The sequence below is a fragment of the Geothermobacter hydrogeniphilus genome (genome assembly GCF_002093115.1).
GTDB lineage: Bacteria > Desulfobacterota > Desulfuromonadia > Desulfuromonadales > Geothermobacteraceae > Geothermobacter_A > Geothermobacter_A hydrogeniphilus.
In genome coordinates this window covers 1-22,851 of sequence record NZ_NAAD01000017.1, presented here as the reverse complement: position 1 = coordinate 22,851, position 22,851 = coordinate 1, and the positions used below count along the sequence as shown (strand labels likewise).

The following is a 22,851-nucleotide window of genomic DNA, read 5'->3' as shown; positions in this document are numbered from 1 at the left end:
TGTTGTGAAGCGAAAACATCATGAGAAACCAGTCAGGAGTCATGCGATGAGTAAATACGGTTCAGTTAAAAAAGCGGTGCTCGCCTATTCCGGCGGGCTGGATACCTCGATTATCCTCAAGTGGCTGATCGAGGAGTACGGCTGCGAGGTGGTCGCCTTCTCGGCTGACCTCGGTCAGGGCGAAGAACTCGACCATATCCCGCAGAAGGCCAAAGATACCGGCGCTGTAGCCTGCCACATCCTCGACCTGCGTGAAGAGTTCGTGCGCGACTTCGTCTTCCCGATGTTCCGCGCCAACGCCATCTACGAGGGCCGCTACTTTCTCGGCACCTCCATCGCCCGGCCGCTGATCGCCAAGGCGCAGATGGAAATCGCCGCCAAAGAGGGTGCCGACGCCGTTTCCCACGGCGCCACCGGCAAGGGCAACGACCAGGTGCGGTTCGAACTCGGCTACTACCATTTCGACCCCTCGGTCAAGGTCATCGCCCCCTGGCGGGAGTGGGATCTGAACAGCCGCTCGGCGCTTGAGGCCTATGCCAAAAAACACGGCATCCCGATTCCGACCAGCAAGAAATTCCCCTGGAGCAGCGACCGCAATCTGCTGCACATCTCCTTCGAGGGAGACGTGCTGGAAGACCCCTGGGCCGAGGCTCCCGAGGAGATGTACCTGCTCACCCGGCGGCCCGAAGATGCCCCGGACCAGCCGGAATACCTGGAGATCGAATTCGAAAAAGGCGACGCCGTCGCCGTCAACGGCGAACGGCTCTCGCCGGCGGCCCTGCTCGAAAAGCTGAATGCCTACGGCTACGAGCACGGCATCGGCCGCCTCGACCTGCTGGAAAACCGCTACGTCGGCATGAAGAGCCGCGGCGTCTACGAGACTCCCGGCGGCACTATCCTCGAGGAAGCGCACCGCGGTGTCGAGCAGATCACCATGGACCGCGAGGTGATGAACCTGCGCGACTCGCTGATTCCCCGCTACGCGGCCATGGTCTACAACGGCTACTGGTTCTCGCCTGAGCGCGAGGCACTGCAGACCCTGATCGACGAGACCCAGCAGACCGTCAACGGCGTCGCCCGGGTCAAACTCTACAAGGGGCACTGCCGGGTGGTCGGCCGCAAGTCGGACACCCACTCCCTCTTCAACCCGGAGTTCGCCACCTTCGAGGCCGACGAGGTCTACAACCAGGCCGATGCCGAAGGCTTCATCAAACTCAACGCCCTGCGGCTGAGAATCCGTAGTATGATGAATAAAGGCAAGGCCGGTTGAAAATCGAGAAGCGGCGAAGGGCGAAAGGCTAAGGGAATCGGGCCCGGTCAACCTTTGGCCTTTTGCCCTTGGCCTTTCGCCGGGGTTAATGCACCCATGGATTTTCGCAAACAACAGATCAAGACCTCGGTTGTCGCCTGCATCATCGACGAACAGGGACGAACCCTGTTGACCCGACGGTGTATCGAGCCCTTCTGCAGCCAGTGGGTGATGCCGGGCGGCAAGATCGACCATGGCGAGGCGATCCTCTCCGCCCTGCATCGTGAAGTTGTGGAAGAGGTCGGACTTGAAGTCAGCGTTGAGGAACTGATCGATGTCTATGAACATATCGACATCGGCAGCAATGGAGATCATTATGTCATCCTCTACTACCGCTGTCGACTGACCGGCGGGGAACTGAAGCCGAACGGCAGCGAGTGCACCGAGGCACGCTGGGTTACGGAGGAGGAACTGCCGACCATGGCCCTGCCGCCGGGTTGCCGCTATATTCTCGGCCAGGTTTTCCCCCACCTGCCGTGGGGCAAGCTTTCCGCGGCCATCGACGTGGCCGGGGAGGTTCCCGATCAGCTGCAGATGCCGCGTTCCTGAAAACATTCCGGAAAACTTTATGGTCCGTATCGTCGAGAAGGATATCCAGGTTGCGTTCCCCCGCGGACATCACCTGCACGCCCTCTGCTGCCAGGTGCCGAACCTGCTCGAACGGACCGATTTCGCCTTCCGCATCCGCGAACCGGAGCACCAGTGGCGGCAGGTCCGCACCATCCTGGAACTGGTTGCCGAAGGCCGGGGGAACCTGAAAAAACTCCATTTTCTGCTGCTGCCGGAACTGATCCTGCCGGCCGAGCAGATTTTTGCGGCCCTGGAGCTGATCGAACGCCGGTTTCGACCAAACACCATCACCATCATCGGCCTCGAACACATCAGCCTGGCCCGCTTTCGCGACCTGCTGTGCCGCTACCGCGCGGACAACAGGGAAATCCTCGCCGCCGTCGATCGCGATCTCGATGCCGGCGAGGTGGAACAGGTGCCGGTCAACAGCTGCCTGATCGCCTGCAAGGAACAGGACGGCCGACTGCGGGTCTTTTTCGAGGCCAAGAGTCATCCGTTCGGCGGCGAGGAACATTTTGACGCCCGGCACGATCTATACCGGGGCAAGGTTTTCCCGCTGTTCCGCTGTCACCCGACCTGCTTCAACTTCATGGCCCTGATCTGCCTCGACTATGTCTACCGCGACCTCTACCAGTCGAATATCAGTGTCATCATTGAACGGGCCAACAAGCTTTTTTTCGAAACCCGACAGCGGCTGGATCTGCTGGCGGTGATCGAATGCAATCCGAAGCCGGAACACCAGGCGTTCCGGGATGTCGTCAACGGCTTCTACGGCGAATATCTCGAATACACCCCGGGGGTGCGGGACGCCATCACCCTGTTCTGCAACAGCGCGGCGGGAACCCGCTGCGAGGGAATCCCGAGCGGAGAAGACGGCTTCGGACATTCGAGTGTCATCATTCACGAGAGCCACAAACTTGAACAGGTTCAGCTGGGTGAATTCGCCACCGACGATTTCGACGGCCTGCCGGTCTGTCGACTGCGATTCGGCAGCGCCCCGCGGCTGTATTTTTTCAACCTGCCGGTCTTTCACGAGCTCGACCCCCGCACCACCCGGGTGCCGCTGAAGATCCATTCCATCTTCCGCCCGACCCGGGACGGAGGATGGACACGGATGAGCAGCGAAGAGCTGGTGGGACGGGTCGCCGGCAGCGGCGGAAACATTCTTTAGCGGGATGATGAAAAACGCCCATCTGCGGCGTAGTCCTCAGCCCGGGGACCGTGGCTTTTTCAACTCCCGGCCATGCCCCGGCATTACACAAGGAAACAACCATGAGCGAAAAACCCTGGGCCGGGCGCTTCACCCAGCCGACCGACAAGTTCGTTGAAGAATTCACCGCCTCGATCAGTTTCGACCAGCGGCTCTACCGCTATGACATCCAGGGCTCGATCGCCCACGCCCGGATGCTGGCCAGACAGAAGATCATCAGCGACAAGGACGCCGAACGAATCGTCTACGGTCTGAATGAAATCCTCGAGGAGATCAATGCCGGCAAGTTCAAATTCTCGGTGGCCCTTGAAGACATCCACATGAACATCGAGAAACGCCTGATCGAACAGATCGGTCCGGTCGGCGGCAAGCTGCACACCGCCCGCTCACGCAATGACCAGGTGGCCCTCGACATCCGCCTCTACCTGCGTGAAGAACTGGACAGCCTGGCCGACTACCTCGACGCCCTGCAGGGGGCGCTGCTCGACCAGGCCGAGGCCAATATCGACGTCATCATGCCCGGCTACACCCACCTGCAGACCGCCCAGCCGGTGCTCTTCGCCCACCACCTGCTCGCCTACCACGAGATGTTCCTGCGTGACGCCGGTCGTCTGCGTGACCTGCGGCGGCGGATGAATGTGCTGCCCCTCGGCGCCGGAGCGCTGGCCGGAACCACCTTCCCCATCGACCGCGAATGGGTCGCCGAACAGCTCGGTTTCGACGGCGTCACCCGCAACAGCCTCGATTCGGTCTCCGACCGCGACTTCGGCCTGGAGTTCTGCGGCGCCGCCAGCATCCTGATGATGCACCTGTCGCGCCTGTCGGAGGAGTTGATCCTCTGGTCGAGCGCTGACTTCAGCTTCATCGAACTCTCCGATTCCTTCTGCACCGGCTCCTCGATCATGCCGCAGAAGAAGAACCCCGACGTGCCCGAACTGGTGCGCGGCAAGACCGGTCGCGTCTACGGCAACCTGATCAGCCTGCTGACGCTGATGAAATCCCTGCCGCTGGCCTACAACAAGGACATGCAGGAAGACAAGGAGCCGCTCTTCGACACCCTCGACACGGTCAAGGGATCGCTGAAGATTTTTGCCGACATGATCGCCCAGCTGCAGGTCCGGGCCGACAACATGCGGATCGCCGCCGCCCGCGGCTTCTCGACCGCCACCGACGTCGCCGACTACGTGGTGCGCAAGGGCATCCCCTTCCGCGAAGCCCACGAAATCGTCGGCAAGACGGTACGCTACTGCATCGAGAACAACAAGGACATCCCGGAACTGAGTCTCGAAGAGTTCCAGCAGTTCTCACCCGTCATCGGCGCCGACATCTTCGATTTCGTCACCCTCGAAGCCTCGGTCAATTCCCGCAAGGCGACCGGCGGCACCGCCCGCGAAGCGGTGGAACGGGAAATCGCTCGTGCCCGCCAGGCGCGCGGCCGCAACTGAGCGATGCGTATCCGAACCCCGGTCCTCATCCTGACCTGCGGACTGCTGTTGTCAGCCTGCGGCCACAAGGCGGCCCCCATGCCTCTGCTGAAGCCCCTGCCGAAGGCGGTGGAGAATCTTTCGGTCCGTCAGCTCGGCGCGGCGATGCGCGTTTCCTGGCAGGCGCCGAAAACCAACCAGGACGGCACGCCGATCACCGACCTCGATCATTTCGCCGTCTACCGCATGAGCTACGATCCGGCCGATGACTGCCTCGAATGCCGCGACACCTCGACCCTGCTGCGGGATGTCGACCCCGACTTCCCGGGTGACGTCCAGGTCGTCGACGGCCGATATTTCCTGATCGACCGTCAGGACCTGCTGGCCGGTCGCGGTTACCAGTATCGCGTCAGTGCCGTCACCAACGGCGGTTACCCGGGGGTGCCGGCCAAGATCCGCCGCCCCTACCTGCAGCCGCCGACGGCGCCGAAAGAACTCTCGGCAACGAGCCTGGAACGATTCATCCGCCTGAAATGGCAACCGGTCCAACCCGTTGAAGGCATGACACTGCTCGGCTATCACCTCTACCGGGCCACCGGATCAGCCCCGCTGGCCCTGTCGCCGCTCAACGCCACGCCCGAACTGGAAACCGGCTACGACGATTTCACCATCACCGTCGGCAGCAGCTACCGTTACGCCGTCCGCGCGGTCTGGAAGCGGGACGACACCGAACTGGAAAGCGAACTCTCCAACCTGGTGACCGTCCCCGCCGACGGTTTACAATAGTTTCGGTCTGTGCTACCAAGGGAATCTTATCGGGGAAAGAAAAAAATACCGCTGTTCCACGCAACAGGAGGAGGTCCTTTCATGTCGCATTTTTCCGGGTCCATGGTCGCCATCATCACCCCTTTCGGGGAAGACGGCCGATTTGATGAAGAGAGTTACCGCCAGCTGATCGAGTTCCAGATCGAGAACGGCACCGATGTCATCGTCCCCTGCGGGACGACCGGCGAATCGGCCACCCTCGGCTTCGAAGAGCACGACCGGGTCATCAAAACCTGTATCGACCAGGTCAGGGGACGCATCCCGGTGGTCGCCGGAACCGGCGCCAACAACACCGCCGAGGCGATTCACCTGTCGCAGAACGCCAAGGCCAACGGCGCCGACGGCCTGCTGCTGGTCTGCCCCTACTACAACAAACCCTCGCAGGAGGGAATCTTCCTGCACTACCGGAAGATTGCCGCCGAGGTCGCCCTGCCGCAGGTGCTCTACAATGTTCCCGGCCGCACCGGCATCAACATCGCCGCCGAGACCACCTGCCGCCTGGCCGAAATCGACAACATCGTCGCCATCAAGGAAGCTTCCGGCAGCATCACCCAGGCCAGCGAGATCATCGCCAACGCCGGTGACAAAATCGACGTCATCTCCGGCGATGATTTTCTCACCTTCCCGCTGATGGCCTGCGGCGCGGTCGGCGTCATCTCGGTGACCGCCAACATCGCCCCCGCTCAGGTCAAGCAGATGGTGGTCGCCGCCCAGGAAGGCAACTATGCCAGGGCCCGCGAACTGCACCTCAAGCTGCTGGAACTGCACCAGTTGATGTTCATCGAGGCCAATCCGGTACCGGTCAAGACCTCGGCCAGCCTGATGGGCAAGTGCCGCGCCGACGTGCGTCTGCCCCTCTCACCGCTGCAACCGGGCAGCCTGGAGAAACTGCAGACGGTGCTGAAGAAGTACGCGTTGATCTGATCACAAGCTGCCACCAAGACACCAAGGACACCAAGAAACCTTTTAACAGAAGGTCCACGACAGGAAGAAACCACGGGAAATTGACTTGTTTTTGCTCTGTAGACAAGACATTTTGTCCAGTTGCCTTTTTCCCGTTGTGTTTTTTTCAGGCCTCACGTTGAACATTGGTTGATTTTGCCCTTCTTGGTGCTCTTGGTGTCTTGGTGGCCTGACTTCCCTACAAAGGTTTAGCCATGACCAGAATAGCCGTTACCGGAGCCGCCGGCCGCATGGGCGGGCGGATCATCACCCTGGCAACCGAAAGTGATCAACTGCATCTCGTCGGCGCCGTCGAGATGGCCGGACACCCGAAACTCGGCCAGGACGCCGGCCATGTCGCCGGTTGCGGCGAACTCGGCGTCGCCATCAGCGATTCCCTGGAAGAGGCGCTGACCGGAGCCGATCTGCTGATCGATTTCACCTTCCCGCAGGTGACCCTGGCCAATGCCGCGGTCTGCGCCCGACTCGGCAAGGGGATGGTGGTCGGTTCGACCGGCTTTACCCCCGAAGAACGGGAACAACTGCAGGGTTTTGCCGAACAGATTCCGGTCGTCTTCGCCCCCAACATGAGCGTCGGCGTCAACGTCTGCTTCAAGCTGCTCAAGGAGATCGCCCGCACCCTGGGGGACGGCTTCGATGTCGAAATCGTCGAGCTGCATCACAACAAAAAGAAAGACTCCCCCTCCGGGACCGCGGTGCGCATGGGCGAGATCGTCGCCGAGGCCCTCGGGCGCGACTACAATCAGGTCGCCAACTACCACCGCGAAGGGATGTGCGGCGAACGGACCACCGAAGAGATCGGCATGCAGACGGTCCGCGGCGGCGATATCGTCGGTGAGCACACCGTCTACTTCATCGGTATGGGCGAACGGATCGAACTGACCCACCGCGCCATGAACCGCGACATGTTCGCCCGCGGCGCCATCCGCGCCGCCTCCTGGCTGGGCGGCAAACCGGCCGGGATGTATGATATGCAGGCTGTTTTGGGCCTGGATGAGGGGTAAAAATCGGCTAAGGGCCAAGGGCTGAAGGATTGAGGCAAAGCGAGGGTGACCGGCTGGTTCGGTCACCTTTTCACACATTCAGGACAACACCCCCCAGGGAGCGAGAAATTTTTCGTCAGATCAAGGAAGGGGATCGGCAATCGGCGCAGGCGTAGCAGCGCTACGTCGAGCACGTATTGCCGGTCACCTGACGCTGAGTTGGCGGAAAAGAGCCGCTCCCCCCACGGAGATGAAACATGGCACGAATCAACGATAACTACTTGAAACTCCAGGCCGGCTACCTGTTCCCCGAGATCAGCCGGCGGGTTTCCGAATTCACTTCCGCCAACCCGGATGTCGACGTTATCCGACTCGGCATCGGTGATGTCACCAGGCCGCTGGTCCCGGCAGTGGTCAAGGCTTTTCACGAGGGCGTGGATGAGATGGCCCGGGGCGAAACCTTTCACGGTTACGGCCCCGAGCAGGGCTACGACTGGCTGTCGCAGATCATTATTGACAAGGCCTACAAGCCGCTCGGCGTTGAGCTGAAACCGTCCGAAGTGTTCATCTCCGACGGCTCCAAGTGCGACAGTGCCAACATCCTCGACATTTTTGATCTTTCCAACAAGGTCGCCATCGGTGATCCGGTCTATCCGGTCTACAACGACACCAACGTCATGGTCGGCCGCAGCGGAAAGATGAATGAGCAGGGCTACTACGAAGGCATCATCTACATGCCCTGCACCGAGGAGAATGGATTCACTCCGCAGTTCCCGAGCGAGAAGGTCGATCTGATCTACCTCTGTTTCCCGAACAACCCGACCGGCACCGTGGCAACCCGGGAACAGCTCAAGGGCTGGGTCGACTACGCCCTGGAAAACGATGCGGTGATCCTCTTCGACGCCGCCTACGAGGCCTTTATCACCGAAGACCACATTCCCCATTCGATCTACCAGATCGAAGGCGCTGAAAAATGCGCCATCGAGTTCCGTTCCTTTTCCAAAACCGCCGGTTTCACCGGGGTGCGCTGCGGCCTGACCGTGGTTCCCGAAGCATTGACCGGCACCACCGCCGATGGCGAACGCGCCAGCTTCAACCAGCTCTGGAACCGCCGCCAGTGTACCAAGTTCAACGGCGTCTCCTACCCGGTGCAGAAGGCCGCCGCCGCGGTCTACTCGGAAGAGGGCTGGGCCCAGGTCAAGGGGGTGATCGACTATTACATGGAGAACGCCCGGATCATCCGCGAAGGGCTCACCGCCGCCGGCATCCAGTGTTACGGCGGGGTCAACGCCCCCTACATCTGGTTGAAGTCACCACAAGGGATGAGCAGCTGGGATTTCTTCGACAAACTGCTGCACGAATGCTCTGTTGTCGGCACCCCGGGCAGCGGTTTCGGTCCTTCCGGAGAGGGCTACTTCCGCCTCAGCGCCTTCGGTGAGCGGAACAACGTCGAAACCGCGGTCCGGCGCATCCGGGAGAAGTGGGGAAAATAGCAGAGACAGAACCATACCGGGCGGCCGAAAAGGCCGCCCGTCTTTTTTCCCCCTCCAAATCCGCTATACTTACCCTGAATCAATGAATTCCTTGTCGGCGGACAGCACAAGTCATTGACCTGCCTGAGCTTCCCAAAAATCACCAGCGAACCTATGGGTGCGCTTTAGATTTTTGAAAATCCCATTCAGGCTAAGCACTTGCACTTTCCATCCAACAGGAACTCACAGATTCAGGTTGCCCTGAACACTCCATGACCGTTGTGCATGGTGGCATGGTGACATAACCGCGCCGCATCTGCCATTTCCTCCTCGTTCCGGGATACGTCATGACCACCATCTCCCTGCAAGATATCCTGATCCTGCTCGGCCTGGCCCTGGCGATCGCTTTTCTCTGCCGCCTGATCAAACTTTCGCCGATCATCGGCTACCTGATGACCGGGTTGCTGGTGGGGCCTTACGGCTTTCACCTGATCAAGGGGATCAACGATGTCGAGATGATGGCCGATATCGGGGTGATCATGCTGCTGTTCACCATCGGCCTGGAGTTCTCGGTCAGCCGGATTCTACGCCTGAAAGGACTGCTGCTGAAGTGCGGCTCCACCCAGGTGATCCTGACCGGCCTGCTGATCTGCGGACTGGCCGTCATGGCCGGGCTGCCGATGCGGACCGCGGCGGTGCTGGGAATGGCCCTGGCACTCTCCTCGACCGCCATCGTCCTCAAGCTGTTGCTGGAAAAAGGCGAACTCGATTCCGCCCATGGCCGGATCGCCCTCGCCGTACTGCTGTTCCAGGATCTGAGCGTGATCTTCTTCCTGGTCGCGCTTCCCCTGTTGGGAGGCCAGGCCCGGGAGTTCACCCTGCTCGGCGTCGCCGGGGCGCTCGGGCTGCTGGCCGGACTGTTCGTTTTTTCCCGCTACCTGCTGCAACCGCTGCTGATCAGCGTGCTGCGCACCAGGGCACCGGAGCTGTTCCGGCTGACCATCCTCTTCCTGGTCCTGGGAACGGCCTGGGTCACCCACCTGGCCGGGCTGTCCCTGGCCCTGGGGGCCTTTCTGGCCGGGCTGGCCCTGGCCGAGTCGGACTACTCGCACCAGGCGCTGTCCGACATCATCCCCTTTCGGGATACCTTCCTGGCGATCTTCTTCATCTCCATGGGAATGCTGGTCAATGTCCGCAGCCTGAGCGACGACGGTCCGCTGATCCTCGGCCTGTTCCTGCTGCTCTGCCTGCTCAAGGCTCTCATCGCCACCCTGGCCGCGCTCTGGGCACGATTTCCGTTGCGCATCTCGCTGCTCTCCGGACTGATCCTGTTTCAGGTCGGGGAGTTCTCCTTCATCCTGCTCAAACAGGCCAGGTCTCTGTATCTGATCCCCGAACACAGTTACCAGATCACCCTGTTCGTCATCACCCTGTCGATGATGACCACGCCGCTGCTCTTCTCGCGCGCCGGGGTCATCGCTGAACGACTGGCGGGCATGCTGAGCAACCGCAAGGAGTCCTGGAGCGACACGGAGGAAGAACAGACCGCCAACCTGCAGGGGCATGTGGTCATCGCCGGCTACGGTCTGGCGGGGCGCAACGTCGCCCGGGTACTCAGGGACATGCAGATTCCCTACATCCACATCGAAATGAACGGTGAGATCGTCCGCCGCGCCCGCGAACGGGGAGAGTTCATCGTCTACGGCGACGCCACGTCACGCACGGTGCTGGAACGGGTCGGTACCGGCCGGGCCCGGGCCCTGGTGCTGGCGATCAATGACCCGTCCGCGCTGGCCGGCACCATCCAGGCCGCCCGGGAAATCAACGACCGGCTCTACATCCTGGTGCGGACCCGCTTCGTCCTCGACCTCGACCGGCTCTACGAATTCGGCGCCGACGAAGTGATTCCCGATGAATTCGAGGCCAGCCTGCAGATGGCGGCATGTCTGCTGCGCAGCTTTGCCATCCCCGAAGGCAAGACCCTCAAGCTGATCGCCTCCCTGCGCCAGGAACACTACGGCGGCCTGCGTGAACCGGCCGTCCCGCCGGCCGACCTGGCCGGCTATCTCAGCGTGCTTGAAGACGGCCGGATCGAGTTCCGCCCCCTCCCCGAACATTCCCCCTGCATGGGGCGCACCCTGGCGGAACTGCAGTTTCGCGCCCGCACCGGGACCATGGTGGTCGGCGTGGTGCGCAAGGAGCGGATTCTCTACAATCCGACTGCCGAATTCAGCCTGGAGGAGGGGGACACCCTGATGCTGCTCGGCGCCGGCGAAGATCTCGACCGGGCCCGCCAGCTGCTCCACGGAGAACTGTCCGATTCCCCTGTGGACACGCCCGTCTCCTGAAAGGTCCGGGCGTGTCGCGTCCGGCAGCCGGCCCCATGCCGGGCAGACAGAAACGCGGCCACCGGGTTGCCGGTGGCCGCGTCGCGCGAAACAGATGGTTCCGTTCCGGGCTCAGAACTTCAGGTTCATCTGCACGTAGGCAAAATCGGCATCTGCCGCTTCAACTTTGGCGTTCTCGACCGCGTCACCGACGAAGAAGTGCGCGTAGGCCGCCTCGAAGGTCAGCACCTGATTGTACTTGTAGGTCGCGACCAGATCGATCTCCTGGCCGACCTCGCGCTCGCCGTTGGCGGCGCCAGCAGCGAAAATGGTCCCGCCGCCAGCATGGTAGAGAGCGTCCTCCTCTTCGGCCAGTTCGAAATACCAGAAGTGCAGTTTGGTCTTCAGCTTGGCGGTGACCTGGCTGTCCAACTTGAGCGCGTAGTTGCGGGCGTTGCTCCAGCCGACCCGATCCATGTAGCCGTAGTGCAGGTGGTTGGTCGGAAACAGGTTGCTGAAGGTGTTGAAATCGCCGTCGGTGGGATCGTCGTCACCACTGGCCCAGTTGGCCTCGATGCTCAGGCGGGATTTTTTGAACAGCGGCAGAGCGTAACCGAGTTCTCCGTGCAGGGCGAAGGCGCTGATATCGAGATCGGCCCCGTCACCGAACTGGTAGGCGCCCTCAAAGCCGTAATCGAGACCGGCCAGGGCCGGCAGCGGCCCCTTCAGGCGGGTGCCGAGGGTCCACAGCTCGATATTCTCGGTTCCCGTGGTGAGCGGCGTTCCGGCGCCGATACCCCGGGTCGGGACTACGGTAGGGGAGTTGTCCTCCATGTAGAGCAGGTAGAAATCAGCCACCTGCCTGCCGGGCGTCCACATGGCATAGGCACCGTAGAAGTTCTGGTCCTCGTCGGCGCCGGCGGTGGCATTGCCGGAAACCAGGGTCGGAGAGAAGGGGGTGATCGACTCCTGCTCGCCGACCGCGTTGTCCAGTTCGGCGACCTTGGTGGCGAACAGGTCGAGCTGCAGGTTGTCCGTCAGCCGGATCATGGCCCTGGCGCCGTCGAAAGCCCGCCCGACGTTGTTCCAGTCGAAGGCGCCGATCAGGCGCTGATCGCCGTATACCAGGGTCTGTCGGCCGACCCGCAGGGTCATGGGCAGCCCGGCGAACTCGAGCACATCGACATAGCCCTGACGCAGATCCAGACTCTGTCCGTTGTCGGCCTCGTTCTGGTTGGCACCGAAGATGCGCGAATCCTGAATCTGGACGAAGGCCTTGACATCGTCGGTCACGTCCATGCCGATGTTCAACCGGGTTCGCAGCAGGGTGAAGTCGGAGCTGTTGGGCGTGGCGTCATCGAAATCATGATTGTAACGGTTTTCGTAACGGGTCCTTATCGCGGCCCCGAGGGTGATCTTCTTGGCCTTGGTCACAACCTCGCCGAGTTCCACGGCGGCAACAACCTGCGGCAGGGCCAGCAACAACATGACTAACAAGCAGATTCCTCGTTTCATTCCTCTTTTTCCTCCATCTCTGGTGGGTCATTCCCGGGGCGGAAACCGCCCCTGCGTGTTTTGCCGAAAAAGCCGGACGCTGCCGGCAGGACAGTGGGAAACCTCCTTTTCAAAAAAATTTAGAAGATACTAACGTTACTACAGCAGGCGAACCTTGACCTGGGTCAAAAGCGCGCAGGTCCGCACGCCGCGGCCAGGCCGAAAGAAAAAGCCGCAGAGGCCAGGAGGAAAAACATTCAGGCAGGGGGAGTGACGGGAGGCGTCCGTTCCATCTCCAGACGCCGCGCGAACCAGTCGAGCAGCTCGGCAGTGGTGGCGGCGACCGCCGGAGTCAGGCCCTCCCCCAGTTGCATGTCGACAGCCTGAATACCCAGGCAGAAGCAGCGGGTCGGGTACTCGGCCTCAATCCAGGCGATCAGTGCCGGCAGGGGCAGCCGATGGCTGCTCAGGGAGCGGCTGCTCAACTCGGAGGGGTCGATACGCCGCAGCTCGCCGGGCCGGCCGCCGAAATCGGCGGCATCCAAAAAGACCAGCTGCCGCGGGCGGTGCCTGGCGGCGAAGTCGATGGCCCGTTCCGGCCGGTCACCGGCGTTTTCGCTGCGAATGCCGGAAAGCTTTGCCAGTTCTTCGGCCAGGTACGGCCCGACCCCGTCATCCCGGCGCAGGGGGTTGCCGAGACCGACCAGCAGGCTCTCCGGCAGCCGGTCGGTGAACAACTCGGTCAGAAGTTCAGCGACCAACGAACTCAACCTGCAGAAAATGGGTCGAACAGGAGATGCAGGGGTCGTAGGCCCGTACCAGCATCTCCAGAGCCAGGGTGATCTCGGCCGGATCCCGGTCGAGGATCTCCGGTACCAGCTTGTGCATGTCATCCTCGATGTTCTGCAGGTTCTGCCCGGTCGGAATCACGCAGTTGGCCTTCTGAATGATCCCCTCGGCATCGACCTCATAGTCGTGGAAGAGAATCCCGCGCGGCACCTCGACCGCGCCGACACCGTGCCCGGCACGCACCGGAATCTGCCGGTTCTCGTTGACGCCGACAATGACCGCTTCGCCCTGATCGATCCCCTGCTCCAGAAACTGCTCGATGATACCGATGGCTTCCTCGCTGCAATGCACGCACTCGACCAGCTGGGCGGCGGTATTGAGAAACGGATTGTGACAGGGGGCGCTCAGGCCGATCTCTGCGGCCGCCTGGCGGGCGGCGGGATGCAGCCTGGCGGCATTGAGATTGAACCGCGCCAGCGCGCCGACGGCGTAGGAACCACGACTGAGCCGGGCATGTTTGGCGGTGGAGTGCGGAACGAGGAATTCGTTGGTGACCGCCCGGTAGTCTTCCTTGACCTTGCGCACCCCGTCGCTGGAACCGACATCGCCGCTGAGCAGCGGATACTCGGGTTCGTCACTGACCAGGGCGACATACTCGGTTTCGCGTTCAAACTCGGGAAACTTCAGGGCCCCGAGCAACGCGACCGTCGGCACCAGGTCCTCGCGGATCTGCAACAGCAGGGCGTGCATCGCTTCGAGTTGGCGAACATCGGGAAGTTTGGTGAACCCGCCGACAACGCAGGAGATCGGATGCACATGGCGACCGACCAGGATATCGCAGACATCGTTGCAGGCTTTCTTCATCCGCAGCGCCCGCCGCACCGCGTCGGCATGCTCCGGCATCAGCCCCATGAAGCTCTGCACCCCGAGCAGGTCGGGAGCGGCCAGCATATAGATATGGAGGATATGGCTGTCGAGATTCTCCATGTGCAGCAGCAGCTTGCGCAGAGCAATGGTCTGCGCGCTCGGGCTGAAGCCGATGGCGCTCTCGGCCGCCTGAATCGAGGCCAGGCTGTGTCCGCAGGCGCAGATGCCGCAGATCCGCGAGGTGATGTGCTGGGCCTCGAAGATCGAGCGCCCCTGCAGCAGGGCCTCGAAAAACCGCGGCGCCTCGACGATCTGCAGTTCGGCTTTCTGCAGGACACCGTTCGCCACATCGACGACGATATGACCGTGTCCCTCAACCCGGGTCAGAAATTCCACATTGACCGAAACATTTCTACTCATCACACGGCTCCATCGCGGCATTGTACATCAGCATCTTGTTGGCAATCAGCCCGGCATCCAGCCCGTGTTCGCGCAGCACCTCTTCAGCACCGGCCCGGTTCGGGTTGCTGACCAGTCCCCGGCAGCCGTAGCAGACATTGCCGTTGTTGACGCACCAGGCATTGCAGCCGGCCCGGGTCACCGGACCGAGACAGGTCACCCCCTTGTCATACAAGCAGACATTCTCGTTGAATTTGCATTCGACGCAAACGGCGTAGTCGGGCACCTGGTAGGGCAGTCCCGCCAGGGCCGACTTGAGGACCTTGATGAATTCCTGCGGATGAATCGGGCAGCCATGAATGAAATAGTCGACCTTGACCAGCTGGTGCAGCGGTCGGGTCCGATCCGTCGGAAACCAGTCGGCACGCTCACCGTAAACCTCCTGCTGAACCTCCGGCAGGGGCTTGCGGTTCTTCATGCCGTTGACCCCGCCGATAGTCGCGCAGCTGCCGTAGGCGATCAGCAGGTCGCTGCGCCGGCGGATCTCGCGCAGGCGCTGCTCCGACTCCTCGTTGACCACGCTCCCCTCGACGATGGCGACATCGTAGCGGCCTTCCCAGGTTTCGGACATCACCTCGCGAAACTCCACCAGATCGATCAACCCGAGGACGTCGAGCAGTTCTTCCCCCAGATTCGCCACCTGCAGCTGGCATCCCTCGCAGCAGGAGAGATCGAAAAATGCAACCTTGGGCCGCTCCATCATATCGCTCCTTTGATTTTCTTCACCCAGCTGTAGTTGAACACCGGACCGTCCTGACAGCAGTAGACATCGTGAATCTGGCAGTGACCGCACTTGCCGAGCCCGCATTTCATGTGCCGTTCAAGCGACAGGTAGATATGCGATTCCGGTATTCCCTTTTTCAGCAGCTCGTCAACCACGAACCGGTACATGATCGGCGGACCGCAGGCGACCGCGATGGTCTTCAACGGATCCAGGCTGGCCCCCGGAATCAGCGCCGTGATCAGGCCGACATTCCCTTCCCATTCGGGAGCAGCCCGGTCGACCGAACAGCAGAAATTGATATCGATCCGCTTGCGCCAATAGGCCAGTTCGTCGCAGAACAACATGCTTTCCGGGTCACGACTGCCGAGCAGAATGTCGACCTTGCCGAAATCACGCCGATTGTCGATGATGAAATTGATCAGCGAGCGCAACGGCGCGATGCCCAGACCACCGGCGATCAGCAGGACATCGTTCCCCTCCAGGGGGACCACCGGAAAACCGACTCCGAAGGGTCCCCGGATACCGACTTCATCCCCGACCTTAAGCTGATGCAGAGCCGCGGTAAAACGACCGGCATTACGCACGCAGAGTTCGAAAGAGTCGCGCCGGGTCGGTGACGAACAGATCGAGATCGGCGCTTCGCCGACTCCGAACAGTGAAACCTGGACAAACTGCCCGGGATCATGGTCAAGAGCTTCATCGTCGGGCAGAACGATTCTGAACAACTTTTCCAGTTCAGTCAGCTCGGTGATTTCCTCGATTCGGCCCCGCTTGATCTGGTAGCCGGACTGATTGATGGCGATACTTTCCATGTTATCCCCGTTCCTCCATCAAGGCGCCCAAAGTCTCCTTCAGGTCGATTTTCGCCATGCAGCTGCGGCTGCAGCGGCCGCAACCGGTACAGAACATCCGCTTGTAGCGTTTCATCGGGTAACGGAACTTGCGGTTGAACCGGTGCCGCTTGCGGTCGGAACGCTGCTCCCGGAAACTCTCGTCGCCGGCGACCTTGGCAAAGGTCTCGTGCTGGCAGGAATCCCAGACCCGGATCCGCCGCCCCCGGGTCAGGTCGAGATCGGGTTCATCCATCACGTCGAAGCAGTAGCAGGTCGGGCAGACATTGGTACAGTTGCCGCAGGAGAGGCATTTTTCACCGATCCTGGTCCAGACATCACTGTCGAAGGTTTCGTCGAACAGCCGTGGGATATCCTGGTAGCGGATCGGCACTTCGCTGCGGAAAATCTGTTTCTTGGCCCGCCGCAGTTCCTGAAGCTGCTCCCGCGCGGCATCGCTGACCGGTTCAAACAGGCCCGATTCCTCGACCAGCTGCTCCCCTTTCTGGGTCTTGATATCAACGAAGTAGCCGTCACTCAACTCGCTGAAAAACAGGTCGTAACCACCTTTCGGCAGATGGTTGCGCAGCATGGCACAACTGGCGTAGCTGTCGCAGTAGTCACTGCACTCCAGGCCGATCAGGGTGATGTGATTCTTGCGGATCATGTAATGCAGATCGCGCGGCCGGTCGGAAAAAACCACGTTGAGACACTGGATACCGGCCAGGTCGCAGGTATGCACCCCGAACAGCACCAGTTCCTCGACCTCGACCACGGCCTGCATCTGCTGACCGTCGGCACCATCGTAGCGCAGCAGGGTTTCATACTGGGGCATGAAGTACTTCTTCGGCGGCAGGATGGTCGGGATGTAGTCCAGCGCCATCTCGGCAAGCGAACGGACCTCGGCGAACTTGAACTGGCCATGGCCCAGGGGAACCGGCCCGACAACCTTCCCGCACAAGGCCAGAAAGCTGACCAGGTCAGCCAGTTTCGTTTTTGCTATCAGAGCCTGAGTCACGCAGGGTCTCCTTTCTCTCAGGAAAACATTCTTGATGCTTTTTGCGAAAACATCATTCTTGAGCTGAAAAACTCCTGTTGCCGGAATCTGACCGGAGAATCAAATCTTGTCAGTATACAGCGACCGGCGTCACCAGGCACGACTGGCGTTCACGCATCATGAAAATGACGACAAGAACACTGAGCCGGTCCGGCAGCACCACTGGAACTTGAACAATAAACTGACATATCGGCTATCTTCCCGAAGAGTTTAGTTTTTTCACCCGTTCGGAGTCCCTCATATCAGTGGGTTCATGTTGGATGGAGAGTGTGAGCGCCTGGTCTGAATGAGATTTTTGGGAAGATCAGGCAGGCCAATGATTTGCGCTGTCCGCCGACAAGGGACTCGCTGATTCAGGAGTATAATAAAAAGAGATACTGGACGGGGGGGAGAAAGGATAAGTTGTATGAATCGCAAAAACTATCGCAAACTCTGTGAACTGGCCGCCGACGGCGACCGGCGCGCGATCATCAACCTGGAGAGCCACACCCAGGGCGAAGTACTCTCCTGCCACCACAACTATTTCAATGTCCGCGTCGGCGATGGATGGGAAGTGTGGGACCGGCGGATCTGCGAACCGACGATCATGACTCGGGAAAGCCGCGACCGGGAGGACGCGATGATCGATTTCCAGATCTGAACCGGGAACAGGCCTGCCCTGCTCAAACCCCGGGCAAAACCAGAAACTCCGGGCCGGCAACAGCTGTCGCTGCCGACCCGGAATTTCTTTACGTTCCCCAGGCTGAGCAAAAATGTCCAGATGCAAGGCGTCCGCACTCCTGCGGAATAAGGCGTACCGGAAGGTACATCGTTGCCGCAGGGGGAGGACAACGCAGCAGATGGACGTTTTTCATCAGCCTGTCAGTGCGCGCTTTTGGCCGGCCGGGCCTTGCGGCTCCGATACTCGACGATCGGCTCGCGACGGCGCTGGCTGCCGCCGGGCTTGCCCTTGCCGCGGTTGAAGCCGCCATGGCGCTTGTTGCCGGGACGTCCGTCACGCTTGCCCGCCGGGCGGCCGCGCCGCAACGGCCGGGAGGGTTCCAGCCCGGGGATTTCTTCCTGCGGCAGCCGCTCGCCTATCAGCTTCTCAATCCGCTCCAGGCGCTGCACGTCAACACCGTTGCTGGCGAAGGAGATGGCGATGCCGCTGGCGCCGGCGCGCCCGGTGCGGCCGATGCGATGGACATAGTCTTCGGCGGCCATCGGCAGGTCGAAATTGATCACGTGGCTGATGCCGGGGATATCGATGCCGCGGGCGGCGACATCGGTCGCCACCAGCAGCCGCACCCTCCCTTGGCGCAGGCCCCTGACGGTCCGGTTGCGCGCGCCCTGGGTCATGTCGCCATGCAGGGCGGCGGCGCGATGTCCCTGGTCGATCAGTTCCTGCGCCAGACTGTCGGCATCGCGCTTGGTGGCGGAGAAGATAATCGCCTGGGAAACCTCTTCCGACTCCGCGAAATGCTGCAGCAGGCGTTTCTTGTGATGATAGCTGTCGGCGACATGCAGGCACTGGGAAATCTGGTCAAGGGTCATTTTCCGACCGGCGATATCAACCCGCACCGGGTCATTCAGCAACCGGTTGGCGAGGTTTTCCATGGTCCGGTCCATAGTCGCGGTAAAGAGCAGAGTCTGCCGTTCAGCGGGGGCGGCGGCCACCACCTTCTCGACATCCTCCTTGAAGCCCATGTCGAGCATCCGGTCGGCCTCGTCGAGAATCAGCACTTCAAGCCGGGAAAGATTGAGGCTGCCGCGCTCGAGGTGATCGATCAGCCGTCCCGGGGTGCCGACCACCAGGTCGATCGGCCGCCCGAGATCGCGGAACTGCGGACCGTAAGCGGTGCCGCCGAGGATCGCGGTGCTGCGCAGGCGCAGGAAACGGCCGTAGTTGCGGGTCGCTTCGGTGACCTGGGCGGCCAGCTCCCGGGTCGGCGTCATCACCAGCACCCGCGGCGCGCCCTTGGGTCCTTTTTTCAGCGTCGAGAGGCGGTCGAGGGCCGGCAGCATGAAGGCCGCGGTCTTGCCGGTTCCGGTCTGAGCCGAAGCGAGCAGGTCGCGACCGGCGAGGATCTCGGGGATCGATTTTTCTTGAACCGGGGTCGGTTCGGTGTAGCCGCACTGGGTGACCGCGCGCAGAATCGGCGCGGCCAGCTTGAATTGATCAAAAGACATATGAATCCCTTCGTCCGCGACAACAAAAATGCGCGGACCATTGACAGACGTGCGGAGACCGGTCGGACAGACAGCTGTCCGACAGCAAAGGCGGTCATCCACTCCGGGACTGGCGTATGGACATGAACATCGTCGCCAACCGGATGAAGCTGCCAGAGATTCAAAGGGAATCGACTGCAGAGGTGGGTCAGGGAGCGATGGGTGGGTACCGGCGGTGCCGGACTCGGTGCATAAATCAGTCGTCGCGCATCATACAGGGTTGCGGATAAAAGGCAAGGGTTAAATGGCGGGACGGAATTCAGAGCCGGTGCCGGGGGCAGTCCCCCCTTCAGGTGGGGGACTGTCCCCTTGAGATATTCAGGGCATCACTGCTTGATCATCACCAGCAGCATCTTGTAGCGGGTGATCGCCTTGAGGGAGTGCGGCTGGTCGGCCGGCATGATGATGAACTGGCCGGCTTTGACACGATGCTCTTCACCGGCGATGGTGATTGCCGCTTCGCCGTCGGTAATCTGCACCAGGGCGTCGAAGGGGGCGGTATGTTCACTCAGCCCCTCGCCCTTGTCGAAAGCGAACAGGGTCACTGTACCGGTGTCTTTCTTGATGATGGTGCGGCTGACCACGGCTCCATCCTGGTAGTCGAGCAGTCCGTTCAGATCAAGAGTCTGTGCCAGCAGGTCGTTTACTTCACTCATCGTTTTTTCTCCTTTGTTGAGTTCGTTGCGGTCAAGTCTAACCGCTGTCGGCCGGAATTTCCTTGCGCCAGGTCAAGTTTATTCCCTGCATCCGTGAGCCCCTTGCCGGTGGATAGCGCAAGTCATTGACCTGCCTGAGCTTCCCCAAAATGACCAGCGAACCTATAGGCGCGCTGCAAATTAATTGTGAATCCCATTCAAGCCAAGCACTTGCACTCTCCATCCGACAGGAACTCACGAATTCAGGTATTCTTTTTTTCCGGCCGGATGTGCTAACCTGCGGCCATTTACCGCCATGACATACCTTCATCCCCACATCAGATTACTGCTGATGAGTCTGGTTCTGCTGCCGGGCCTGCTCAGCTGCGCCGGGCAACCGCGAACGGCAGCGCCTGCCCCTCCGCCTGCCGGGCAGGTCGACCCGATCGCCGCCCTGCTGCCCCGGACGACACCCGCACCCATGACGCCCGGCACCGATCCCCGCCCTGCTCCGACGGCAACCGCCAAACCCTCCCGACACCACCTTGAACGGATGGGTTTTTCGACCCAGGTCGGCGCCTTTTCCAACCTCGACAACGCGGTACGCCTGGAACGGGCTCTCGACGCAAAAGGGATCGACGCCTACTATTTCCGCCACGAATCGGGGCTCTACAAGGTCCGTTTCGGCAACCACAAGAGCTACCGGGCCGCCCGTAAAGAAGCTGAAACGCTGCGCCGCCTGGGGCTGATCGGCCGCTTCTTCATCGTTATTCCGGAGGACTACGCGGCGGCCAGGATACGCCGCAGCGGCAAAGGGAATCTGCGCAACGAGCTGGTACGTACCGCCCGCCGGTTTCTCGGCGTTCCCTACCGCTGGGGCGGCGAGGATCGCAAACGGGGCTTCGACTGCAGCGGTCTGACCATGGTCTGCTACCGTCTCAACGGCCTCAACCTGCCGCGCAATTCGCGCATGCAGTACCGCGCCGGCCGGGCGGTCGGCAGGCGGCAGCTACACAAGGGAGACCTGGTCTTCTTCGCCACCCACGGCGGCAAACGGGTCACCCATGTCGGCATCTACGCCGGCGGCGACAAATTCATCCACGCCCCGCGTACCGGCAAGACCGTCCGCTACGCCAGCCTCTCCAACGCCTACTGGCGCAAAGCCTATGTCGGTGCCCGCAGCTATCTCTGACATCCGACACAAGGGAGCTATTTCGGGTAGAATAGAAAGAGGATGCGGAAGCAACGCATCCTCGACCACTCGAAAAAGGAGGTTGTCCATGATCCGCCTCGAACTGAATGACATGGAACAGGAAACCCTGCGACAGGCCCTTGCCAAACGTCTCAGCAGCCTGGTTGATGAAATCGCCCACACCGACACCCGTGATTACCGGGATTTTCTCAAGGAGCGCAAGGAGATTCTGACCGGCATCCATGACCGGCTGCACTGAGCCGCAAGGACCGCAACGGACCGGATCAGAGTTCTTCAAGCAGACGGGCGAAAGCAGGAATGGTGCGGCTCTTCTTCAGCCGGCGCACGGTATCGGCAAAGGCGGGCTGATCGATGAACAACAGAACATTTTTCATCTTGTCGAGAACCTGTTTCTCGCCGCAGAAACGCTCCCGGTAGAGGGGCAGCAGACCCTGCAGGTAGCCGTGCAGGTCACGGGCCTGCTGCTCGAGGTCGGGTATCCCGGGAGCGTCCCCGCGCAGACGGGCGAAAATCAGCGGGTCGGCCATCGCCGCCCGGCCGATCATCAAACCTGCTGCTCCGGTCCTTTCAAGCATCAACCGACCTTCCGCGGCACTGCGGATATCGCCGTTGGCAATCACCGGCAGCCGGGTTCGGGCGACAACCTCGGCGGTCAGGCGATGGTCCGCTTCACCGGCATATTTCTGCACCACGGTCCGGGGATGCAGCACCAGCCAATCCACACCGGCATCCTCCAGCAGCGGCAACAGGGAGAAGATCTGCCGCGGATCCTCATAACCGGCCCGCAATTTCACCGAAAATCCCCCCGCAATCGCCCGCCGCAGGGCCGGCAGCAGCTCCGCCAGCCGTTCGGGATACTGCAGCAACGCGCCACCGGTGGCGGCAGTGGTCATCCGCCCGTAGGGACAACCGAGGTTGAGATTGAGGTGCCGCGCGCCGTTGTCCCGGGCGATCAGTGCGGCATCGACCAACGGCTCGACCCCGTGTCCCACCAGCTGCACCACCAGCGGCACTCCATCCTGTTCAGCCGCGATATCGGCCATGTCGCGCCGCCCGAAGCGGCGCCGGCTGACGCCGCTGACCCGCAGAAATTCGGTGAACACCACCTCCGGCCGTCCACGGTCGATGACCAGCCGGCGCATGGCGCTGTTGGTCAAGCCCTGCATCGGGGCCAGCATCAGCGGCACCGTCCCCGGCGCCCAGGGCAGCTTATGATCTGCGGAAGCATTCATGACGCGGCAGAATAACCGATCCCGCAAGAAGGGTCCAGATGCAACGGCTCCGCAGTGGCTGAGGGAGTGAACAAAGCGGCAGATGTGCGGATATCGACCGTCCCAGCACTACCGTTGAAGGCGGCCGAGACGTGTGCAGATGCAAGGCGCGAGCAACGCAGCAGATGCGTGCGTATCGACCGCCCTCGCAGTACACCGCGGGGTTGCGGCCCCGCTCGCCGCCTTCCTCTTTTGCTGGCCCAAAAGAGGAAGCAGAAAAG

21 protein-coding genes are annotated in these 22,851 nt (G+C 61.4%); 12 read left to right on the top strand and 9 right to left on the bottom strand.

Translation table 11 applies throughout. The annotated features are described in order from the left end of the window. Positions 1-46 precede the first annotated feature (46 nt). The 9 genes from B5V00_RS12855 (at position 47) to B5V00_RS12815 (ending at position 11,104) form a co-directional block, all read left to right on the top strand. Positions 47-1,270, top strand: coding sequence for an argininosuccinate synthase (locus B5V00_RS12855; protein WP_085011213.1), 1,224 nt, complete (start codon positions 47-49; stop codon positions 1,268-1,270). A 96-nt stretch (positions 1,271-1,366) separates the two neighbouring features. Continuing rightward, positions 1,367-1,858, top strand: coding sequence for an NUDIX domain-containing protein (locus B5V00_RS12850; RefSeq protein ID WP_085011212.1), 492 nt, complete (start codon positions 1,367-1,369; stop codon positions 1,856-1,858). A 19-nt stretch (positions 1,859-1,877) separates the two neighbouring features. Beyond that, positions 1,878-3,050, top strand: coding sequence for a hypothetical protein (locus B5V00_RS12845; protein ID WP_085011211.1), 1,173 nt, complete (start codon positions 1,878-1,880; stop codon positions 3,048-3,050). Between the two features lie 101 nt (positions 3,051-3,151). Then, positions 3,152-4,534 carry an argininosuccinate lyase gene (gene argH / locus B5V00_RS12840; RefSeq protein WP_085011210.1) on the top strand — a complete coding sequence of 461 codons (1,383 nt, stop codon included), beginning with the start codon at positions 3,152-3,154 and terminating at the stop codon, positions 4,532-4,534. Between the two features lie 78 nt (positions 4,535-4,612). Continuing rightward, positions 4,613-5,299 (top strand): hypothetical protein, encoded by a 687-nt coding sequence (locus B5V00_RS12835; RefSeq protein WP_139800770.1) that lies wholly within the window; start codon positions 4,613-4,615, stop codon positions 5,297-5,299. A gap of 81 nt (positions 5,300-5,380) precedes the next feature. Next, positions 5,381-6,262 carry a 4-hydroxy-tetrahydrodipicolinate synthase gene (gene dapA, locus B5V00_RS12830; RefSeq protein WP_085011208.1) on the top strand — a complete coding sequence of 294 codons (882 nt, stop codon included), beginning with the start codon at positions 5,381-5,383 and terminating at the stop codon, positions 6,260-6,262. Positions 6,263-6,495: 233 nt separating this feature from the next. Continuing rightward, positions 6,496-7,305 (top strand): 4-hydroxy-tetrahydrodipicolinate reductase, encoded by an 810-nt coding sequence (gene dapB, locus B5V00_RS12825; protein ID WP_085011207.1) that lies wholly within the window; start codon positions 6,496-6,498, stop codon positions 7,303-7,305. A 236-nt stretch (positions 7,306-7,541) separates the two neighbouring features. Further along, positions 7,542-8,777 carry an LL-diaminopimelate aminotransferase gene (locus tag B5V00_RS12820; RefSeq protein ID WP_085011206.1) on the top strand — a complete coding sequence of 412 codons (1,236 nt, stop codon included), beginning with the start codon at positions 7,542-7,544 and terminating at the stop codon, positions 8,775-8,777. Between the two features lie 326 nt (positions 8,778-9,103). After that, the gene (locus B5V00_RS12815; RefSeq protein WP_085011205.1) at positions 9,104-11,104 is read left to right on the top strand and encodes a monovalent cation:proton antiporter family protein; all 2,001 of its coding nucleotides are present in this window, start codon (positions 9,104-9,106) and stop codon (positions 11,102-11,104) included. Between the two features lie 111 nt (positions 11,105-11,215). Here B5V00_RS12815 and B5V00_RS12810 read toward each other — a convergent pair whose 3' ends face one another. From B5V00_RS12810 to B5V00_RS12785, 6 genes are all read right to left on the bottom strand, one after another. Further along, positions 11,216-12,571, bottom strand: a complete 1,356-nt coding sequence (locus B5V00_RS12810) for an alginate export family protein (RefSeq protein ID WP_172399749.1) — start codon at positions 12,569-12,571, stop codon at positions 11,216-11,218. A 263-nt stretch (positions 12,572-12,834) separates the two neighbouring features. Then, entirely contained in the window at positions 12,835-13,338 is a 504-nt protein-coding gene (locus B5V00_RS12805; protein WP_172399748.1) for a hydrogenase maturation protease, read from the bottom strand. Beyond that, positions 13,328-14,653, bottom strand: coding sequence for a Ni/Fe hydrogenase subunit alpha (locus tag B5V00_RS12800; protein ID WP_085011202.1), 1,326 nt, complete (start codon positions 14,651-14,653; stop codon positions 13,328-13,330). The genes B5V00_RS12805 and B5V00_RS12800 overlap by 11 nt, the downstream gene beginning before the upstream one ends. Beyond that, complete coding sequence (locus tag B5V00_RS12795) at positions 14,646-15,395, bottom strand: NADH-quinone oxidoreductase subunit B family protein (RefSeq protein ID WP_216355491.1); 750 nt, start codon at positions 15,393-15,395, stop codon at positions 14,646-14,648. The genes B5V00_RS12800 and B5V00_RS12795 overlap by 8 nt, the downstream gene beginning before the upstream one ends. Then, positions 15,392-16,228, bottom strand: coding sequence for an FAD/NAD(P)-binding protein (locus tag B5V00_RS12790; RefSeq protein WP_085011200.1), 837 nt, complete (start codon positions 16,226-16,228; stop codon positions 15,392-15,394). Before B5V00_RS12790 ends, B5V00_RS12795 begins: the two co-directional genes overlap by 4 nt. A gap of 1 nt (position 16,229) precedes the next feature. Continuing rightward, entirely contained in the window at positions 16,230-17,264 is a 1,035-nt protein-coding gene (locus tag B5V00_RS12785; protein ID WP_216355490.1) for a 4Fe-4S dicluster domain-containing protein, read from the bottom strand. Positions 17,265-17,709: 445 nt separating this feature from the next. Here B5V00_RS12785 and B5V00_RS12780 point away from each other — a divergent pair, with 445 nt between their 5' ends. Then, entirely contained in the window at positions 17,710-17,943 is a 234-nt protein-coding gene (locus B5V00_RS12780; protein ID WP_085011199.1) for a hypothetical protein, read from the top strand. Positions 17,944-18,164: 221 nt separating this feature from the next. On the opposite strand, the gene B5V00_RS12775 is transcribed toward B5V00_RS12780, so the two are convergent. Then, complete coding sequence (locus B5V00_RS12775) at positions 18,165-19,472, bottom strand: DEAD/DEAH box helicase (protein WP_085011198.1); 1,308 nt, start codon at positions 19,470-19,472, stop codon at positions 18,165-18,167. A gap of 365 nt (positions 19,473-19,837) precedes the next feature. Continuing rightward, entirely contained in the window at positions 19,838-20,167 is a 330-nt protein-coding gene (locus B5V00_RS12770) for a cupin domain-containing protein (RefSeq protein WP_085011197.1), read from the bottom strand. A gap of 331 nt (positions 20,168-20,498) precedes the next feature. Here B5V00_RS12770 and B5V00_RS12765 point away from each other — a divergent pair, with 331 nt between their 5' ends. Both B5V00_RS12765 and B5V00_RS17220 read left to right on the top strand, forming a co-directional pair. Next, positions 20,499-21,338, top strand: coding sequence for a C40 family peptidase (locus B5V00_RS12765; RefSeq protein WP_245803973.1), 840 nt, complete (start codon positions 20,499-20,501; stop codon positions 21,336-21,338). A gap of 88 nt (positions 21,339-21,426) precedes the next feature. Continuing rightward, positions 21,427-21,597 (top strand): hypothetical protein, encoded by a 171-nt coding sequence (locus B5V00_RS17220; RefSeq protein WP_172399747.1) that lies wholly within the window; start codon positions 21,427-21,429, stop codon positions 21,595-21,597. Between the two features lie 25 nt (positions 21,598-21,622). Here the strand turns inward: B5V00_RS17220 and B5V00_RS12760 are convergent, their stop codons facing one another. Next, positions 21,623-22,591, bottom strand: coding sequence for a tRNA dihydrouridine synthase (locus B5V00_RS12760; protein ID WP_245803972.1), 969 nt, complete (start codon positions 22,589-22,591; stop codon positions 21,623-21,625). Between the last annotated feature and the right edge of the window lie 260 nt (positions 22,592-22,851).

Bases quoted from the DNA above. Each gene is read 5' to 3' on its own strand.
- B5V00_RS12795 (WP_216355491.1), bottom strand. From the start codon at position 15,395: ATGATGGAGCGGCCCAAGGTTGCATTTTTCGATCTCTCCTGCTGCGAG.
- dapB (WP_085011207.1), top strand. From the start codon at position 6,496: ATGACCAGAATAGCCGTTACCGGAGCCGCCGGCCGCATGGGCGGGCGG.
- B5V00_RS12765 (WP_245803973.1), top strand. From the start codon at position 20,499: ATGAGTCTGGTTCTGCTGCCGGGCCTGCTCAGCTGCGCCGGGCAACCG.
- B5V00_RS12780 (WP_085011199.1), top strand. From the start codon at position 17,710: ATGAATCGCAAAAACTATCGCAAACTCTGTGAACTGGCCGCCGACGGC.
- argH (WP_085011210.1), top strand. From the start codon at position 3,152: ATGAGCGAAAAACCCTGGGCCGGGCGCTTCACCCAGCCGACCGACAAG.
- dapA (WP_085011208.1), top strand. From the start codon at position 5,381: ATGTCGCATTTTTCCGGGTCCATGGTCGCCATCATCACCCCTTTCGGG.
- B5V00_RS12815 (WP_085011205.1), top strand. From the start codon at position 9,104: ATGACCACCATCTCCCTGCAAGATATCCTGATCCTGCTCGGCCTGGCC.
- B5V00_RS12855 (WP_085011213.1), top strand. From the start codon at position 47: ATGAGTAAATACGGTTCAGTTAAAAAAGCGGTGCTCGCCTATTCCGGC.
- B5V00_RS12845 (WP_085011211.1), top strand. From the start codon at position 1,878: ATGGTCCGTATCGTCGAGAAGGATATCCAGGTTGCGTTCCCCCGCGGA.
- B5V00_RS12775 (WP_085011198.1), bottom strand. From the start codon at position 19,472: ATGTCTTTTGATCAATTCAAGCTGGCCGCGCCGATTCTGCGCGCGGTC.
- B5V00_RS12760 (WP_245803972.1), bottom strand. From the start codon at position 22,591: ATGAATGCTTCCGCAGATCATAAGCTGCCCTGGGCGCCGGGGACGGTG.
- B5V00_RS12850 (WP_085011212.1), top strand. From the start codon at position 1,367: ATGGATTTTCGCAAACAACAGATCAAGACCTCGGTTGTCGCCTGCATC.
- B5V00_RS12810 (WP_172399749.1), bottom strand. From the start codon at position 12,571: ATGTTGTTGCTGGCCCTGCCGCAGGTTGTTGCCGCCGTGGAACTCGGC.
- B5V00_RS12835 (WP_139800770.1), top strand. From the start codon at position 4,613: ATGCCTCTGCTGAAGCCCCTGCCGAAGGCGGTGGAGAATCTTTCGGTC.
- B5V00_RS12820 (WP_085011206.1), top strand. From the start codon at position 7,542: ATGGCACGAATCAACGATAACTACTTGAAACTCCAGGCCGGCTACCTG.
- B5V00_RS12770 (WP_085011197.1), bottom strand. From the start codon at position 20,167: ATGAGTGAAGTAAACGACCTGCTGGCACAGACTCTTGATCTGAACGGA.
- B5V00_RS17220 (WP_172399747.1), top strand. From the start codon at position 21,427: ATGATCCGCCTCGAACTGAATGACATGGAACAGGAAACCCTGCGACAG.
- B5V00_RS12790 (WP_085011200.1), bottom strand. From the start codon at position 16,228: ATGGAAAGTATCGCCATCAATCAGTCCGGCTACCAGATCAAGCGGGGC.
- B5V00_RS12800 (WP_085011202.1), bottom strand. From the start codon at position 14,653: ATGAGTAGAAATGTTTCGGTCAATGTGGAATTTCTGACCCGGGTTGAG.